This window comes from Seohaeicola saemankumensis (assembly GCF_042678485.1).
In the GTDB taxonomy this organism is placed as follows: Bacteria; Pseudomonadota; Alphaproteobacteria; order Rhodobacterales; family Rhodobacteraceae; genus Seohaeicola; species Seohaeicola saemankumensis.
Map to the genome: position 1 here is coordinate 52,598 of NZ_JBHTKR010000009.1, position 16,838 is coordinate 69,435.

General features: G+C 60.7%; 17 protein-coding genes. 3 read left to right on the top strand and 14 right to left on the bottom strand.

Going from position 1 to position 16,838, the window contains the following annotated elements:
• Window positions 1-3 precede the first annotated feature (3 nt).
• On the top strand, window positions 4-897 hold the full coding sequence (gene bchO, locus ACFQ3C_RS18210) for an alpha/beta fold hydrolase BchO (RefSeq protein ID WP_380794929.1): 894 nt from the start codon (window positions 4-6) through the stop codon (window positions 895-897).
• Here the strand turns inward: bchO and ACFQ3C_RS18215 are convergent, their stop codons facing one another.
• A complete protein-coding gene (locus ACFQ3C_RS18215) occupies window positions 898-2,004 on the bottom strand; it encodes a ParB/RepB/Spo0J family partition protein (protein WP_380794932.1) in 1,107 nt (368 codons plus the stop codon).
• Complete coding sequence (locus ACFQ3C_RS18220; RefSeq protein WP_380794934.1) at window positions 2,001-3,305, bottom strand: AAA family ATPase; 1,305 nt, start codon at window positions 3,303-3,305, stop codon at window positions 2,001-2,003. The genes ACFQ3C_RS18215 and ACFQ3C_RS18220 overlap by 4 nt, the downstream gene beginning before the upstream one ends.
• Window positions 3,306-3,805: 500 nt before the next feature.
• On the opposite strand from ACFQ3C_RS18220, the gene ACFQ3C_RS18225 reads away from it, so the two are divergent.
• A complete protein-coding gene (locus ACFQ3C_RS18225; RefSeq protein WP_380794936.1) occupies window positions 3,806-4,492 on the top strand; it encodes a DnaA N-terminal domain-containing protein in 687 nt (228 codons plus the stop codon).
• Window positions 4,493-4,531: 39 nt separating this feature from the next.
• Here ACFQ3C_RS18225 and ACFQ3C_RS18230 read toward each other — a convergent pair whose 3' ends face one another.
• From ACFQ3C_RS18230 to ACFQ3C_RS18255, 6 genes are all read right to left on the bottom strand, one after another.
• On the bottom strand, window positions 4,532-5,329 hold the full coding sequence (locus ACFQ3C_RS18230) for a carnitinyl-CoA dehydratase (RefSeq protein WP_380794939.1): 798 nt from the start codon (window positions 5,327-5,329) through the stop codon (window positions 4,532-4,534).
• Window positions 5,326-7,326 carry an acetate--CoA ligase family protein gene (locus ACFQ3C_RS18235; protein WP_380794942.1) on the bottom strand — a complete coding sequence of 667 codons (2,001 nt, stop codon included), beginning with the start codon at window positions 7,324-7,326 and terminating at the stop codon, window positions 5,326-5,328. The genes ACFQ3C_RS18230 and ACFQ3C_RS18235 overlap by 4 nt, the downstream gene beginning before the upstream one ends.
• Window positions 7,323-8,486: an acyl-CoA dehydrogenase family protein gene (locus ACFQ3C_RS18240; protein WP_380794945.1), complete on the bottom strand. Its 1,164-nt coding sequence runs from the start codon at window positions 8,484-8,486 to the stop codon at window positions 7,323-7,325. The genes ACFQ3C_RS18235 and ACFQ3C_RS18240 overlap by 4 nt, the downstream gene beginning before the upstream one ends.
• Complete coding sequence (locus ACFQ3C_RS18245) at window positions 8,486-9,946, bottom strand: carnitine 3-dehydrogenase (RefSeq protein WP_380794948.1); 1,461 nt, start codon at window positions 9,944-9,946, stop codon at window positions 8,486-8,488. The genes ACFQ3C_RS18240 and ACFQ3C_RS18245 overlap by 1 nt, the downstream gene beginning before the upstream one ends.
• A gap of 91 nt (window positions 9,947-10,037) precedes the next feature.
• Window positions 10,038-10,391 (bottom strand): hypothetical protein, encoded by a 354-nt coding sequence (locus tag ACFQ3C_RS18250; protein ID WP_380794951.1) that lies wholly within the window; start codon window positions 10,389-10,391, stop codon window positions 10,038-10,040.
• A 13-nt stretch (window positions 10,392-10,404) separates the two neighbouring features.
• On the bottom strand, window positions 10,405-11,313 hold the full coding sequence (locus ACFQ3C_RS18255; protein WP_380794953.1) for a BKACE family enzyme: 909 nt from the start codon (window positions 11,311-11,313) through the stop codon (window positions 10,405-10,407).
• Window positions 11,314-11,382: 69 nt separating this feature from the next.
• Between ACFQ3C_RS18255 and ACFQ3C_RS18260 the strand changes: the two genes are divergently transcribed.
• Window positions 11,383-12,360: a GlxA family transcriptional regulator gene (locus ACFQ3C_RS18260; protein WP_380794956.1), complete on the top strand. Its 978-nt coding sequence runs from the start codon at window positions 11,383-11,385 to the stop codon at window positions 12,358-12,360.
• Window positions 12,361-12,397: 37 nt separating this feature from the next.
• Here ACFQ3C_RS18260 and hemA read toward each other — a convergent pair whose 3' ends face one another.
• From hemA to puhB, 6 genes are all read right to left on the bottom strand, one after another.
• Window positions 12,398-13,612, bottom strand: a complete 1,215-nt coding sequence (gene hemA / locus ACFQ3C_RS18265; protein WP_380794975.1) for a 5-aminolevulinate synthase — start codon at window positions 13,610-13,612, stop codon at window positions 12,398-12,400.
• 15 nt (window positions 13,613-13,627) lie between these two features.
• Window positions 13,628-14,437: a putative photosynthetic complex assembly protein PuhE gene (gene puhE / locus ACFQ3C_RS18270; RefSeq protein WP_380794959.1), complete on the bottom strand. Its 810-nt coding sequence runs from the start codon at window positions 14,435-14,437 to the stop codon at window positions 13,628-13,630.
• Complete coding sequence (acsF, locus tag ACFQ3C_RS18275) at window positions 14,437-15,555, bottom strand: magnesium-protoporphyrin IX monomethyl ester (oxidative) cyclase (RefSeq protein ID WP_380794961.1); 1,119 nt, start codon at window positions 15,553-15,555, stop codon at window positions 14,437-14,439. Before acsF ends, puhE begins: the two co-directional genes overlap by 1 nt.
• Window positions 15,552-15,848, bottom strand: coding sequence for a hypothetical protein (locus ACFQ3C_RS18280; RefSeq protein WP_380794964.1), 297 nt, complete (start codon window positions 15,846-15,848; stop codon window positions 15,552-15,554). Before ACFQ3C_RS18280 ends, acsF begins: the two co-directional genes overlap by 4 nt.
• A gap of 19 nt (window positions 15,849-15,867) precedes the next feature.
• Window positions 15,868-16,329 carry a photosynthetic complex assembly protein PuhC gene (gene puhC / locus ACFQ3C_RS18285; protein ID WP_380794966.1) on the bottom strand — a complete coding sequence of 154 codons (462 nt, stop codon included), beginning with the start codon at window positions 16,327-16,329 and terminating at the stop codon, window positions 15,868-15,870.
• A gap of 10 nt (window positions 16,330-16,339) precedes the next feature.
• On the bottom strand, window positions 16,340-16,838 hold a 499-nt coding region (puhB, locus tag ACFQ3C_RS18290; protein WP_380794969.1), incomplete at its 5' end, for a photosynthetic complex putative assembly protein PuhB.

Consider the following 16,838-nt stretch of genomic DNA (forward strand, 5'->3'; position numbering starts at 1 on the left):
CCCATGGACTGGGACCGGGATCTGCAGACATGGCCCAACGCGGCCCTATCGCGCCGCGTGGCGCATCGCCCGCATCGCTGGCATATCCAGGAGACTGGCGCGGGGCCGACCGTTCTGCTGATCCACGGGGCCGGTGGGGCGACCCATAGTTGGCGGGACGTTCTTCCGGAACTTGCAACCGATATGCATGTGATTGCGCTGGATCTTCCGGGTCAGGGTTTCACACAGCTGGGCGCGCGCCAGCGTTGCGGCCTTGATCATATGAGCAGCGATATCGCCAGCCTGTGCACATCGCAAAGCTGGCACCCCGATGCCATTATCGGCCATTCAGCGGGGGCCGCCATAGCTCTGCGGCTGTCAGAAACCCTTTTGTCCCCACGGGGACAACGCCCGATCGTCATCGGCCTGAACGCAGCACTTGGGCATTTCAAAGGTGTGGCGGGATGGTTGTTTCCCGCGCTCGCAAAAGTCCTGGCCCTGAACCCGCTGACAGCCAGCCTGTTCGTCAGAAGCGTTGCGGCACCCGGACGGATTCAGGCTCTGATACGTTCGACAGGCTCTGATCTGGACGAAAAAGGTATGGCCCTTTACGAGCGCCTGATCCGCGACCGTGGACATGTGGAAGCAACGCTTCTGATGATGTCACAATGGAAGCTGGACCGCCTTCTGGAAGACCTTCCCAAAATCGCCGCAAGGACGATCCTGATCGCGGGAACCGGCGACAAGGCCGTTCCGGTCGAAACATCAGAACAGGCCGCCCGACGCTTGCCCAATGCGCAGCATATCGCGCTGCCGGGACTGGGACACCTGGCCCATGAGGAAAGCCCTGGCATGATCTGCGACCTGATCAAGGACCTTCTCCAAAAAGAGGGTGTTCTGAGGCGGAACAGAGACTGATCACACCTCGAGACTATCGAGGAAAGCCCGCAGCGCCTGTTCAAGCTTGCGCCGGTCAAGCGCCGAGAAATCGCGCGCGAACTGCACCTCAACCCGGCCATCAGACGCCACGCATTTCGCCAGCCCGTCAGGCCGGGCCAATCTGATCGTGGTCTTTGCCGTTGTGGCAGCGGGTGGCTTTGTCGCGGGCTTGCCAGTTTCGTGAACCGCACCGGGCTTGGCCGGTTTCGTCACGTCCCGCAACAGGGCCAATTCTGCATCTGCATCGCGGTCCGGCATATTCGCCAGAACCGCACGGATACGGCCGGCAAGGCCCGCATCCTCCTCCATCATTTTTACCAGTTGCAACCCCAATGCCCGCGGGATCGCCTCGGCATGGGCAAGGTCATTCCCCAGAAGGCGCATCAATTGGGCAAAATGCTTGATGTAGCTGCGTTTCTGCCGACCCGCAGACGCATAAAGCAGATCTATGGCCTCGCCTACATCAAGCTCTTCCTGCGTTTCCTCGCGTTTGTAGGCCCAGGCAAGCTGCGCCATCTCGGCAAAGGAAATATCCCGGCGGATCAGGTTCTCGTCCACCATGCGCTGATATAACTTGGCAAGGCGCGCGCCCCTCGCCATCAGGCCGGCTGGTATCCTGGCATAGGCTGGATCCCCGGTTTCCGCATGAAGCTCCCTGAAAGCGGACAGGCGGCGAAAGCCCTGCACCAGTTCATAGACGCCATCATCCACCTCTTCGACGCGGATCGGGTTCGAAAGACCCACGGCCTGAATCGAGGCTTTCAACTCGTCCAGTTCCGGATCGCGCTTTGCCACCCGATCTCGCGTAAGCTTGGTCATGCGGACCTGTTCCAGCGGAATCAGATCGACGATCAGGCCACTTTTCTTCAAGGCCACGAAAGCATGCGCCAGGCGGTCATTCTCTGCCCGGATTGCGGCCTCCGCCGCTTGCCGATCGGCCAATGCGGCTGCATTCTCGCCGATCGCGGTGGCCATGGGGCCGCGCCGCGCCTCGGTCTCTGTCCCCGCGGGGACAGGCGCGGCCGTCTCCGGCTCCAGGGCGGCGGCGTCAAACTCGATATCGAAGACGCGTCTTTTCTTGCTCATCCCAAAGTCTCCATCTGATCCCATGCCGCAAGGACGTTGCCCTTGAACTCTTCATAAGCGGTGTCGAAGGACCCGCGCGCGCGCCGCCAGGTTTCCCGGGTCATGTCACGATAATCGGTTTCATAGATTGACGACAGGAACCGCCCGGATTGCTCGACCGCGCGCGTCATCTCGATCGTGTTCGAACACAGCCGTTCGCCGAAAACCTTCCCGAACGCCTGCTGCATGGCGCGGTGCAACTCGTTGTTGGGTTCGAACCGGGTCAGCAGAAACCGCACATCATAAAACGCCTTGGGCAAGGTCATCGTCCCCGCGGGGACAAGGCCGGCAAAGCGCGACAGATCCTCCAGCGCCTCGGCAAGCTGCCCGATGAAAGAGGTGGTGCTGTCATACTCCCAGTAACCCGGACCGGATGGGATATAGAGCATGTCAGCAGCAAAGACCGCATTCATCGACTGGTACCCGATGGCGGGCGGGCAGTCGAACAATACAAGGTCATAGGCATCCGCGGGCAATTGATCCAGGAACCGCGACACCGCCGCGAAGAACGACCATTCCGGGTTCATGTGCCGATACTGCGCGCTTGCGAATTCCACGAAGGCCGCATTTGCACAGCTCGGAACGATATCGATGGTCGACCAGTTGGTTTGCTTGATGAAATCGGTCACGCGCAGATCGGCCAGCCCAAGCTCGGTTATGGAAGCGGGCAGGCGGCGTTGGGGCAGTGTCGCGCCGCTTTCCGCACCCCGTGCCGCCGAATTCATCCGCGCCGTTTCACGGGCAAGGTCACGGGCCATGATGCCCCAGACGGTGTATTCCTCGGTCACGTCGGTCAGGCCCATCGAATGCGACAGGGTAGCCTGCGGATCGAAATCGACGCAAAGCACCCGGTAACCATCCAGAGCCGCCGCATGCGCGAAATGCAACGCAACCGTCGATTTGCCCGCGCCACCCTTGAAGTTGGCAATGGCCGCGCGAAAGGCCCGCTTGCCCATGGGACGACGCGGCATGAGCGATTTGCGGTTGACCTTGAGCTTGCGCCGCATCTCGTTGATCTCGTCGAGAGAGTACCAACGCTGGCGCCCGTCTTCCTCGACCAACCCCTGAGGCAGGGAGGGGTCGCTGGCCAACCTGCCACGCAGCGTTGACTGATTGACCTTGAAGATCAGCTCCGCCACTTCCCAGCTGGAAAAGCGGCGCAGTGTCTTTTCGCGCTGCGGCGAATAGGTCTGCTGCCGTATGAAACCCTGCATCTTGAGGGATTGGGCCTGAAGGCGCGCAAGGTCGGCATGGGTAAACATTTATGCTCCTGTCCCTGCGGGGACGCTAATTTTTCTCGAACTCAGATTTACGCTGGATTTGCCAAAAAGGCAAAACCGAATATCATGGAAAACACGTCAAAGCATCACTGGGCGGAAAGCTGCGTCAGGCCAGTTGAAAAAGGCGCCGGACACAAACGGCGATGATTCGATATCCTGGCCCGTCGTCTTGTTGAAACCACAGTCTGTAGGGGGACATCGAAAAGCGCTACACCACAGATTGGGGGACATTTTCGGGATATTAGGGGACAGCCAAGGCGTCACCCAATACCAAACAATACCATTTTATTCACCTTCGGATCATGGAAAGAGGATCCTGGCACAGTCAACGCTTGACAGAATCGGATCACAGGACGCAAATCAGTTAAGGCTGGTGAAAAGCGATGTGTTCGGCTAATCTCAGCCCCAAGAATACAAGATCGGGACACAGATTCTGACAGAGGCAGTCACCGGCAATGCCGGATCACGAGCGAGGTTTCCCGATGGTTTCGATCAAGCCTGTCGGCCGATCAGCGGCCGTGCGCAAGTATGACGTGCTGACGGCAATGGGTGTGCATGCCTTGTCGCAGGACAAAGCGCTGCAACGGCGAATCCTGCGATTGATGACCCTGATCACTGCGCGCTACAACTGGCAGCGCGACGAACTTGCCGTGGGCCAACGCGAGATCGCGCGGATGTGGTTCGTCGATGAGCGTACCGTCAAACGCGAGATGGCTCAGTTGCGGGCTATGGGATGGCTTGTGGTGCGCCGCCAGGGCGCGCGCGGACATGTCACCGAGTACAGGCTCGATATCAGCCAGATCGAGGCCGATACCCGTCCGGTCTGGAATGAGGTCGGACCGGATTTCGCCCAAAGGATGGCGGGTACGCCAGAGCAGGATGATCGCGTTATTCCCTTGCCGCTCAGGGGCGCCGAGGTGCCCGCGCCAGATATGTCGCCCGGAACCGAATGGGCCCTGGCGCAAGGAATGCTGCATCGTGCCGATGCGGCGCTTTATGGATCATGGTTGCGCGCGCTGACACGGACGGGCAGGGCAGGCGGGCGTCTGACGCTGAAAGCGCCAAGCCGGTTTCATGCAGCCTATGTCCAGACGCATCTGACCAGTCGTATCCTTGCAGCCTGTCGCGCGGTTGATCCCGAGGTTTCGGACGTTGTGATTGACTGCTGAAGCGACTCTGTTCCTGCAGAAATCGCGTTTTTCAACAGATCAACGGCCCTTCCAGACCGGGGCGCGTTTTTCGGCGAAGGCGCGCGCCCCCTCAAGCTGATCCTCGCTTGAATAGAGTCTGTCCACGGTCACGAACTGGCGTTTCGTGATCCTGTTGAGAGCGTCCTGGAACCGCATGTCCTCGGCCTCGCGGACCACTTCCTTTATCGCCGCATAGACAAGGGGCGGCCCACTTTCCAGAAGACGAGCAAGGTCCCACGCTTTCGACAACAGGTCATCAGACGATGTGACTTCCTTGAGCAGCCCCCAGCGCAAGGCTTCCTCGGCGTCGAACCAGCGGCCGGTCAGCAGCAGATCCATGGCCACGTGATAGGGGATACGCTTGGGCAACTTGATCGACGCGGCATCGGCTACAGTACCCGACCGTATCTCGGGCAGGGCAAAGGTTGCGGTGTCAGCCGCAAGAATCAGATCGCAGCTCAGTGCGAGTTCAAGACCGCCGCCGCAGCAAATCCCGTTGACCGCGGCGATCACCGGCTTGTTCAGGTTGGGCAGTTCCTGAAGCCCGCCAAAGCCTCCGACACCATAGTCGCCATCAACAGCATCGCCATCTGCCGCGGCTTTCAGATCCCATCCGGGGCAAAAGAATTTCTGGCCCTCGGCGCGCAGGATCGCCACGCGCAGACTGTCTTCGTCGCGAAACTCCCGGAACACTTCGCCCATGATCCGGCTTGTGACCAGGTCGATTGCATTAGCCTTGGGTCGGTTCAGCGTCACCTCAAGGATCGCGCCTTCGCGGCGGGTCAGGATTGGGCCTTCGCTTCGCATCTGCATCATATGTCTTCCTTCCAGATCACGGCATCCGCTGCGACAGCACCCCGATCAAGGACCATCAGCGGGTTGATTTCGATTTCCTCAAGAAAAGGATCGCTGTTCAGCAAGTCTTGCAAGGTCATCACTACCTTGACGACCTCTGCCACATCGGCACGCGGTCGGCCACGGTAACCATCCAGCAAGGGCCAGAGGCGCAATGCCCGCAAGGCCGCTTCGACATCGCCGTCCGAGCAGGGCAAGACAATCGTCACCGTATCGGCAAGCAGCTCTGCCGTGATGCCGCCAAAGCCAAGCGTCAGCGTTGCGCCATAGACCGGATCGCGCCGCAAGCCGATCATAACCTCAGCCAGGGCGCCGGTCACCATCTCCTCTGCCAGATAGCCGGTGGCGCCGGGTATCTCGAGCTGACCCTGAAGCGATTGCAGGTTCAGGCGAACGGCCCCGGCTTCGGTCTTGTGGGCGAACCCCAGACCTTTCAAGGCAAAGGGAGGGTGCAATGCCTTAACCAGCTGTTGCAGGTCTGGCAGGGCAGGGGCGCTGACCCCGCGCGGCACGGCAACACCGGCCCGGTGCATCACCGCCTTTGCGGCATCCTCGGGCAGCAGGGACAGCGGACCATTGCGGATAACCGGCGCCCAGGGCCGCCACCCGACCTGACCCGGTCCTGTCTGTGCGGCGCGCAGTGCCGCAAGCGCGGTTTCCAGTCCCATCAGTGGGGCGATCCCCTGATCCATGAGTGCGATAGCGCGTTCCTCGTCGAAATTCTCGGGCATGGACGCGACCGGGAAAGCCGGTTTGCCAGTGATGCGTCCGGCAGCGACAATCGCAGCAAGGGCAGGTTCGAAGCTGGAGGGGTCGCAACGGTCCGGGCGGGGGGGGTCTATGACGAAGATGCCCGCATCGTAACCTTGCAGCATCGTGCTGAAGACATCGGTGGTTCGTGGACCGTCGCCCCAGATAAATGTATGATAATCCAATGGGTTGGCGATTGTGACAATGGGTCCGAGAATATTCTTCAACCTGTCGCGCTGCACTTGTTCCGGCGGTGGGAAATCCAGACTGAAGGTGCCCGCAAGGTCAGCGACCAGCCCTGCTTCACCCCCGGAACATGACAGCGAGCAAAGCCGCCGCCCGATGCCGGCGCCGTGCAGATGAAAGATTTTCAGCGTCTCTATCAGCTCGGCCGGGGTGTTTACCTCGGCCACACCGATCTGACGAAGATATGCGGAGGATGCCGCACCTCCGCCCGCCAGCGATGCCGTGTGCGAGGCGGCCGCACTCTGTGCCGCTTCGGTTTTACCTGACTTGATGGCCACGATTGGCTTTCCAGCAGCCTGCGCCGCTTCAGCCAGTGCCGCGAAAGCCACGGCATCCCCCAAGCCTTCGATGTAAAGCCCAAGGGCAGTCACCCTTTCATCGGCAAGCAGCGCCCCTGCCAGTGTCGCAAGATCTGTTTGCGCGGCATTTCCAAGGCAGGCCACATAGGCTATGGGCAGACCGCGCGCTTGCATGGTCAGGTTGATGACGATGTTCGAGGATTGGCTGAGCAAGGCAACACCCCGTTCAACGCGCCGCCCACCGTGCTGATCAGGCCAGAGCAGGGCGCCGTCCAGATAGTTGATCAGGCCATAGCAGTTGGGCCCCAGTATCGGCATCGCCCCGGCATTGCGGACAAGCTGCTCCTGCAGGTGGGTTTCGCCTGCTTCACGCCATCCCGATGCAAAGCAAATGGCCCCGCCTGCACCCATGCTCGCCAGTTCTGCCACGACGTCCAGGGTTGCATGGCGATTGACGCCGATGAAGGTGGCGTCTGGTGGCGCGGGCAGGGCGGATATGGAGGGAAAACAGGGCACCCCGCCAATATGGCTGCGGGTCGGGTGCACGGGCCAGACCTGTCCGTCAAACTGCATGCGTTGACACTGTTCGACAACATTTGCCGCCCAGCCGGATCCCAGTACGGCAATCGAGCGGGGACGCAGCAGCCGGGACAGGTCCATCATGCCCCCAAGGGTCTGAGCAGTTCGCGGCTGATGATATGGCGCTGGATTTCGGACGTACCTTCCCAGATCCGTTCGACACGGGCATCGCGCCAGATACGCTCCAGCGGCAATTCATCCATCAGACCCATGCCCCCGTGAATCTGGATCGCCTCATCCGCGACCATCGCCAGAACCTCGGTCGCCTTCAGCTTGGCCATTGCCATGTCGGCATCGGTGACGCTGCCCTGGTCGAACTTCCAGCCCGCTTCCCAGGTCAGAAGCTCTGCCGCCTTCAGTTCCATCGCCATGTCCGCGAGTTTGAAGCTGATGCCCTGGAACTTGCCGATCTGCTGGCCAAACTGGCGGCGATCTGCGGCATAGCTCAATGCATGGCCAAGCGCGCGCGCCGCGCGGCCAAGACATGTGGCCGCGACTTGCAGCCGCGTGGCGCCCAGCCATTCATTGGCGACATCGAAACCCTTGTGCAACTCGCCAAGGATGTTTTCCTGCGGGATCCGGCAATCATCGAATTCCAGTATCGCGTTGCTGTAGCCCCGGTGACTGACATTGCGATACCCGTCGCGCACGGTGAAACCCGGGGTTCCCTTGTCCACGAAAAAGGCGGTGATTTTCTTTTTCTTGCCGCGTGGTGTTTCTTCCTCGCCCGTTGCCATGAAGGCGATGGTAAAGCCTGCGATATCGGCATGGCTGATGAAATGCTTGGTGCCGTTCAGCACCCAGTCACCCCCGTCTTGCCGCGCCGTTGCCTGCATCCCGCGCAGATCAGACCCGGCACCGGGTTCGGTCATGGCCAGGCAATCCCAAGTCTCGCCGCGCAAGCAGGGGTAGAGGTATTTCTGCCGTTGTGCCTCGGTTCCGGCCAGAAGGATGTTCGAGGGGCGCGCGACGCAGGTCCAGTGGAGCGCGTAATTGGCGCGCCCAAGCTCGCGCTCGTAAAGCAGCCAGCTCAGCGTATCCAGTCCAGCGCCCCCAACCTCTTCGGGCATGTTGGCAGCATAAAGACCTGCTGCCATCGCCTTGGCCTGCACCTCGCGGATCAATTCCATCGGCAGGTGGCCCGTACGCTCCACCAGCGCTTCGTGGGGATACAACTCGGCCTCGACAAAGGCGCGGGTGGTATCCACGATCATCCGCTGTTCTTCAGTCAGGGCGAAATGCATCAGCCTTTCCTCTGACCAACATGGCGGCCCGTTGCCGGGGGCCGGGGCAGGGCGGCATGGCTGTCGCGGATCTTGAACAGGTGTGCCAGAACCTCTGGCGCAGCAGGGCAGGCGCGGCCTGCATTCATGTCCACGTGCAGCAACATCTGTTCCAGCGTGGCGACCGGCGCGCCATCCTTTTCGATCCTGATGAAGACATGCAGCCGTTTTTCATCCGCCGACAGGACCTGAAGCGATCCGGTCAGACGGTCGCCCAGCTTTGCCTCGCCGAGGTGCATGATATGGGTTTCCGCCGTATAGTAGCTATGGCCTGCGGCGACGTAATCCATGCCTGCACCGATGAGACGCAAGAACGCATCCGAGGTTTCCGAACCCGCGAAAAGATAGCGGCTTTCGGTCATGTGCCCGTTGTAGTCGATCCAACCGGGAAGCACCTGGAGATGGGCCAGCGTCAGGGGCGCGGCGGCAGCATCCGTTCCGGACAGTGCGGCCTTTCGCCGGCCGGCATCATGGGCGTTCAAAACGCGCCCTGCGCCCCAGTCACGGTCCTTGAGCGCTCGCATGAAGCCGACCAGGCTGGAATCGCGGATACGCTCCAGCTCGCGGATCGAATGGTGGCCCGATTGAGCATCGGATTGTCCGGCGATCAGGTCCACCAGTTCATCGTTGAATTCGGGCACGTCCATCAGCTTGGTCCAGGGCCATGTCAGGCAGGGGCCGAACTGCTCAAGGAAATGTTTCATACCGGCCTCGCCACCTGCGATGCGATAGGTCTCGAACAGGCCCATTTGCCCCCAGCGCAGGCCGAAACCCATGCGGATCGCTTCGTCGATTTCTTCGGTGGTGGCGATACCATCCTTGACCAGCCACAGCGCCTCACGCCACACGGCTTCAAGGAAACGGTCAGCGATATGCGCGTCGATTTCCTTGCGGACATGCAGGGGGAACATTCCGATGTCACGCAGGATATCCTTGGCGCGCTCGATCAGGGCGGGGTTGCTTGCAGGGCTGGGCACGACCTCTGCCAGCGGCAGCAGGTAAACCGGGTTGAACGGGTGCGCCACGAAGATGGTGGCCGGGTTGACCGCCCCCTCCTGAAGCTGCGAAGGCTTGAAGCCCGATGTCGAAGACCCGAGCGGCGCGTCAGGCGCGTTGGCCTGAATATCGGCATAGACACGATGCTTGAGAGCAAGCTGCTCCGAAACGGATTCCTGAATATAGTCGGCGTCCTGCACGGCATCCTTGACCGTTTTGGCAAACACCAGCCGCCCGATCGGTGGCATGGGCACATCCGACAGCGCCGGAAGTGATGCCTTGGCATTCGCCAGAACCTCATCGATCTTGCGCGGGGCTTCGGGGTCGGGATCGAAGATTGCGACATCCCAGCCGTTCAACAGAAACCGGGCGGCCCAACCGCCGCCGATGACGCCACCGCCTATGATTGCCGCCTTGCGTGTCATGTTCTTCTTTCCTCACTCTGATTTGTATCATCGGGTGCGTCGTTACCTCAGCGAAACTGAGGATGGAGCTGCGGTTTCAGCCCTTAGAACGTCACCCCAGTTTCCAAAGTACCGCATAGGTTCCAACCAACATCACTCCGATTCCCGCGACTGTTATCGGCCACATATCAACCTGCGCCTTGCCTCCACGCAGAAACAGAATGAAGCCACGCACAATGGCACCAAACCCAACGCTGACCCCAGCCAAAGCCGCAAACATTCCGAGTAGGAAACTCGGCCAAGGTTTCGTCACGCCTGGAAGAAAATACACCACCGAGACGGCGCAAACCAACGCCGTGATCCCTGCGATCAAAACAAGCATCCGCCAGCTTTTGGCGGCAAATGGCAGGAAAAAGAGTGGCACTATGACCAACGCAATGACAAAAGCGAAACCGAAGTAGACCATCCTCTCCGACCTTTTATGAAGGCGCGCGCTTTTCCAACTTCAGCTTCGCCCGCACCTCGGCGGGCGAAATCACCCGCGCGCCCATGTTTTCGATGATGGTGACGGCGCGATCGACCAGTTGTGCATTGGTCGCCAGAACGCCTTTCTCAAGGTAAAGGTTATCTTCCAGACCCACGCGGACATTGCCGCCAGCCAGAACCGAAGCTGCCACATAGGGCATCTCGTTTCGTCCGATGGAGAACGCCGACCAGTGCCAATCCTTCGGCACGTTGTTCACCATCGCCATGAAGGTATTCAGGTCATCCGGGGCGCCCCATGGCACACCCATGCAAAGCTGTACCAGGACCGGATCGGGGATCACGCCTTCCTCGACCAGCCGCTTGGCAAACCACAGATGGCCGGTGTCGAAGGCCTCGATCTCGATCCGCACGCCTGCGTCGGTCATGCGTTTTGCCATGTCACGCAACATGCCCGGCGTATTGACCATGACATAGTCGGCTTCGGCGAAGTTCATCGTCCCGCAATCCAGCGTGCAGATTTCGGGGCGGCATTCGACAACATGATGGACACGTTCGGTGGCGCCAGCCATGTCCGAGCGTTGCGACATGCGGTTCATGGTTTCGGTGCCGTCAAACAGCAGATCGCCGCCCATGCCAGCGGTCAGGTTCAGCACGACATCGACGGATGCATCGCGGATGCGTTCCGTCACTTCGCGGTAAAGGGCAGGGTCACGGGCGGGGGCGCCGGTTTCCGGATCCCGCACATGGCAATGAACGACAGCGGCACCGGCCTTGGCCGCTTCGATGGCGGATGCGGCGATAGCTTCGGGCGAGCGCGGCACATGGGGCGACATGTCTTGCGTCCCGCCCGAGCCTGTCACGGCGCAAGTGATAAAAACCTCACGATTCATGGATAGCGGCATGGTCACCTCCCTTGGTCTTGCAAGGCTATCAGGCTTGTGTCGTGGAACTTGGCATTTTACGAATGAGAAATGACAAAAAACGAAACAGTATTCGCCCGTTCGGATGCACCGCTGGAGATTGCCGCGCTTGTGCTGCCGCGCGCGTCGATCCTCGAGGTTGCCTCTGTTCTGGACCCTATGCGCAACGCCAACCGCCATCTGGGGCGCGAGGGGTTTCGCTGGCGTGTCGTCTCACCGGACGGCGGCGCGGTGTCCTTGACCTGTGGTATCGAATTGCCGGCCGTCGGCCCGTTGAAGGCTGCTGAAGGGGCTGATGTGCTGGTCGTCATCGCGGGCTATAACCAGTCGGAAATCGCAACCCGGCCCCTGATCACGGGTATCCGACGCATGGCAGGGCGGTTTCGTGCCGTCGGCGCGGTCGATGCAGGGCCTTGGGTTCTGGCCCGTGCCGGTTTGCTCGATGGTCATCGCGCCACGGTCCATTGGGAGGATCTTGAGGATTTTGCCCAGATGCATCCGGCGGTCGAGGTTGTGCCGGATCGATTTGTCATTTCGCGAAACCGTTTCACGGCGGGAGGGGCCGCGCCGGCCGCTGACCTGATGCTGCATCTGATCAGTGCGCGATTGGGTGCGGCCCTGGCCGGACAGGTAGCCGCGTCTTTCCAGTACGAGGCCCAGCCGGACGGCGCACGTCCGCAGCGGCCCAGCATGTTGCCGCTGGCCAATGACCCGCGGCTTGCGGCGGCTCTCTATCGCATGAGCGCGCATCTGGAAGAACCCCTGTCACTTGCCGACATTGCTGAATCCCAGGGATTGGGGATACGGCGGATGGAGCAATTGTTCCGCGATGGTCTGGGGCAGGGGCCCGCCACTGCCTATCTGGACCTGCGGCTGCAAGCGGCGCGACGGATGGTGATCGACACGCGCCATAGTCTGCGCGAGATCGCCTTGCGGTGCGGTTTTGTCGATCCCACGAGTTTCTCGCGCGCGTTCCGCCGCCGATTTGGCGGGCCACCTGGCCAGATACGCAGAATGGGGCAGAGGTAGAAAGAGGGGGACGCTGTCCCCCTCTTGCGTCAAGCGGTCAGGCGACGGCGTGGGAAATCGCGCAGCGCTTCCACAGCGTTGTCAGTGCCGCGACAAGATGGTCGATGTCGGCATCACTGTGATAGGGCGAAGGCGTGAAGCGCAGCCGCTCGGTTCCCTTGGGGACGGTCGGGTAGTTGATCGGTTGCACATAGATCCCGAAGTCCTGCATCAGGATATCGGCCAGCTGACGACATTTGACCGGGTCCTTGATCATCACCGGAATGATGTGGCTGTCATTGTCCAGATGCGGAATACCAGCGCGATCCAGCTTTGCGCGCAATCTGGCAACTTGCTGTCGCTGTGCTTCGCGCTCGGTGTTCGACGCCTTCAGATGCGCGATGCTTGCCTGTGCTGCTGCGGCAACGGCCGGGGGCAGGGCGGTAGTGAAGATAAAGCCGCTTGCGAAAGACCGGATGAAATCGCAAAGCGCCACTGACCCCGTGATATAGCCGCCGACGACGCCGTAAGCCTTGCCCAGCGTACCCTCGATCAGGGTGATGCGATCCATCAGGCCTTCGCGTTCGGCGACACCGCCGCCGCGCGGTCCGTACATGCCGACGGCATGGACCTCATCCAGATAGGTCATTGCGCCGTATTTCTCGGCGACCTCCACAATCTCGCGGATGGGTGCGATGTCGCCATCCATGGAATAGACGCTCTCGAAGGCTACGATCTTGGGTGCATTTGCGGGCAGAGCCGCCAGTTTGGCTTCCAGATCCTTGGGATCGTTGTGCTTCCAAAGCACCTTTTTCGCCCGGCTGTGGCGAATGCCTTCGATCATGCTGGCATGGTTCAATTCATCCGACAGGATGATGCAGTCGGGCAGGCGTGACCCCAGCGTGCTCAGGGCGGCCCAGTTGGACACATAGCCTGACGTGAACAGAAGTGCGGCTTCCTTGCCGTGCAGATCGGCCAGTTCACGCTCGAGCAGAAGATGGGCGTGGTTGGTGCCCGAAATGTTGCGCGTCCCGCCGGCGCCGGCGCCGAAACGATCGACGGCGTCTTTCATCGCATTGATCACCACGGGGTGCTGACCCATGCCAAGGTAATCATTGGAACACCAGACCGTCACCTGGTCGGGCGTATTCTCGCTATGGCTGATGGCACGCGGAAACTGGCCCCGCTGGCGCTCGAGCTCGGCGAAGATGCGGTAATTGCCTTCGGCCTTCAATGCGTCGAGCTGTGTCTGGAACAGGGCGTCGTAGTCCATGGGCGTCCTCATGTCTTAGGTCTTTTTCAGGGGTGTTGTGTCGGGATGGGCGGATTTTGGCGCGGGTAGCATCCAGCGCCAGAGTTTTTCATCGGGCAGGGGCACGACCATCAGCCAATGCTCAAGCAGGGCAAGAGTGGTGATCGCGGTCAGAAGGGCAAACCCGACAGTGCCGCCCGCGGTGTCGACGGCAATCAGCCGTTCCATCCAGCATGCGGCAGCAAAGGTCAGGGCGGTCACTGAAAAGGGGAATACCCAGTTCAGGCGCGACAGCCGGAAATGGCTGGGCAGATGCGCCAGCGGGCTTGGCAGGAATTCGACATTGATCTTCGGCACACCGAAGAAAAGGTTCAGCTTGGCCGAAACGCGGGCAAAGAACAGCACCGCGAAGGTCCACATCCCGAAGGTGTTTTCCGCGCCCCAGCAATACAGCATGACAAGGATCAGAACCGCGACCAGCAGCATTTCGTGATAGGCGATGGTGCCCCAGGCGCGAATGAACCGTTCCCATTCCGGCAGCTTGTCGGGACAGGTATGTGCGTTCGGCCCGGTAATGATCCCGGTCAGGAAGGCCAGTTCAATCCAGCCCCAGACCGCGATTGCCGAAAGAAAGGCAAGATAGGCGCCGGTCACGGACCCGTCCGTGGATGTCGCGTGCAGCCCCCAGAGGCCAAGCCAGAACAACGGCAGCGCCATCCATGTCGCCATGTTGCAGGCCCGCGCGCCATGCCTGTCGGCATAGCGCACGGCCACAAGGATCACCCCGGTGGAAAACCACCAGACAAAGAGGGCTGAAAGCCCGGCGATCCAGGGGTTCTCCAGCATCAGTAAGCGGGCTCCAGCCGGGTTGTTGCGGGTACACGGTGCGTCTTCGCAGGGATCGTGAACAGCGATACGAAAGCTGCTGCCGCACGGGCCTGAGATGTCAGCCGCGTCAGAGCCGCGCCGATGCCGGTTTCGGTCTTGGCGCGCGCCAGATCGGCATTTGCTTTTTGCAGGCGGACCAGACCGCGCTGCCAGCGCGGATGGTCGATGTCCAGCGTGATCGGGAAGATCTGCTCGGACAGCTTCGACGTCTTGGTAAAGACCTCATGGGCATACCAGTCCGGGTCAACGCCAAGCGCCTTGTGAAAGGCTGGGCGCTGGTGGTCACGCACATACATGGTGGAATAGACCGCAGTGAGGAAGAACTTGATCCACAGCACGTTGATGCCCGAGGTCAGCTTGGGGTCGGTCTTCATCAGAAGGGCGAAGGCCTCACCATGGCTGAACTCGTCGTTGCACCATTCCTCGAACCATTTGAAGATCGGGTGGAAGCGGTGCTCGGGATGCGCTTCCAGATGCCTGAAGATCGTGATGTAGCGCGCATAGCCGATCTTTTCCGACAGGTAGGTGGCGTAATAGATGAACTTGGGCCTGAAATAGGTGTATTTTTTCTTTTGCGTCAGAAAGCCAAGGTTCACGGCAACGCCCGCCTCGCGCAGGGCATCGTTGATGAACCCGGCATGACGCGCCTCGTCGCGCGCCATAAGCTGGAAAAGCTGCGTGATGTCGGCATTGCTGCCCCGGCGCTTCATTTCCTTGTAAAGCACGCAACCCGAGAATTCGGCGGTGCAGGAACTGATCAGGAAATCAAGGAATTCCTTTTTCAGCTGCGGCTCCATCCCATCCCAATCGACATGATCCCAGTTCTCGTTCTTCTTGAAATGGCCGCGGTTCGGGTCGCTCTGCATCTGGGCGATCAGCTTGTCCCAGTCTTCGCGCACCGGCGTCACATCGACGGCATCCAGTTCGTCGAAATCCGTGGTGTAAAAGCGCGGCGTCAGCAGGGTATCCTGCATGGCAACTTGCGTCGCGGCTTCGCTGTCGAATTTTTCCTGCGCGGCTTCCTGGGTGGCCAGGGCCTCTTCGACGGTCAGCGCATCTGCGGAATGAACATTCATAGCGTCACCTCCTCGGAGAACGAGAATTCGCACAGCTCCATGAATTCGAAGTCACCCGTCAGGCGGGTCCAGAGCCGCTCAAGCTTGCTGGCGCGGATGATCGTGGCTTCGCGATCCTCGATCACCACCTCGCCATAGGGGGCCATGATCTGTGGCCCATGCACCTTGACCTCGTCGCCGGGATAAATCACGGCGCCATTGTTGAATTTCACGTGCGCGTGCAGGCTTTCGAACCTGTGGCTTACCTCGACGGTGCAAGGCGCGCTTTCAAAGTCTTTCGTCAACAGTCCCATATCGATTCCCTTTTCGATGTCAGTCCAGCAGCCTGGCGAAGGCCCTGGTGTTTGTAAGCCCGAACCCCATGAGGTCCGCGCTCCATCCTGTCGTGTCGTCATAGATGGCAATACGATTGCCTTGCGTGCGGACAAGCCGCACGGGTCCGTCAAGGGCGACACCATGCTTGGTGCGTTCGCGCACCAGAACCCGGTAGACACCCGAAATGAATCCGCCCTGTTCGGGCGTCAGTTCAGCGATCACCTGTCCGTTGGCATCCAGAACCCGGGCCGCACCGCTCATGTCTCCCGACAGGATGATGACCCGCTCTGCCACCACGGGCAGGACCGGTGGGGTTGCCTCCAGCGGACGATCCGTCAGGCGTGCCATCGCCACAAGTGCGAGGCAGACCAGAACCAGTGCGGTCAGGGCACGCCCCAGAACACGCGGGATCAGTTCCGCTTCTGGCTGTGCCTTGTAGGGGTGAACGGGCATTGTCATGGTCTGGTCCTCATTCCGCTGCAACGGTGCTACCCTGACGGGATGCGCCATGGCGTGCGATGACAGGGCTTGAGACGCGCTTTTCCGCAGCCTCGCTCAAGAGTTCGGCGACCCTGGACGCCTCGGGAATGCAGCGCAGCGCAGGTTGGGTGCGGCGCATCACCCAAGGGCGCACATGAGGCCAGCAGACCAGGTATGACAGGCGCGTATCACCCATCAGGTCCAGGGCGATTGTGCCAGTGCCACGCTTGCGCAGATCCAGTGTCGCATTCGCGATCTGCGTATAGGGCAGGTTCAGCGTCACGGTCAGCGCGGCGCCGATCCGCATGGCGACGCGCCGGTTCGTGATTGTATAGACAGTGGCGCGCGCCTGGATCACGGCGGTCAGGATCAACAGGCCGCAGACGATGGCCCCCAGCACCAGAAAAGGTGTCGATCCGCTGATGGCCTGCGTGAGGGTGACCTGATCGCTCAGTATCACGAAGCGCCATGCGAACAGGAACAGGAAA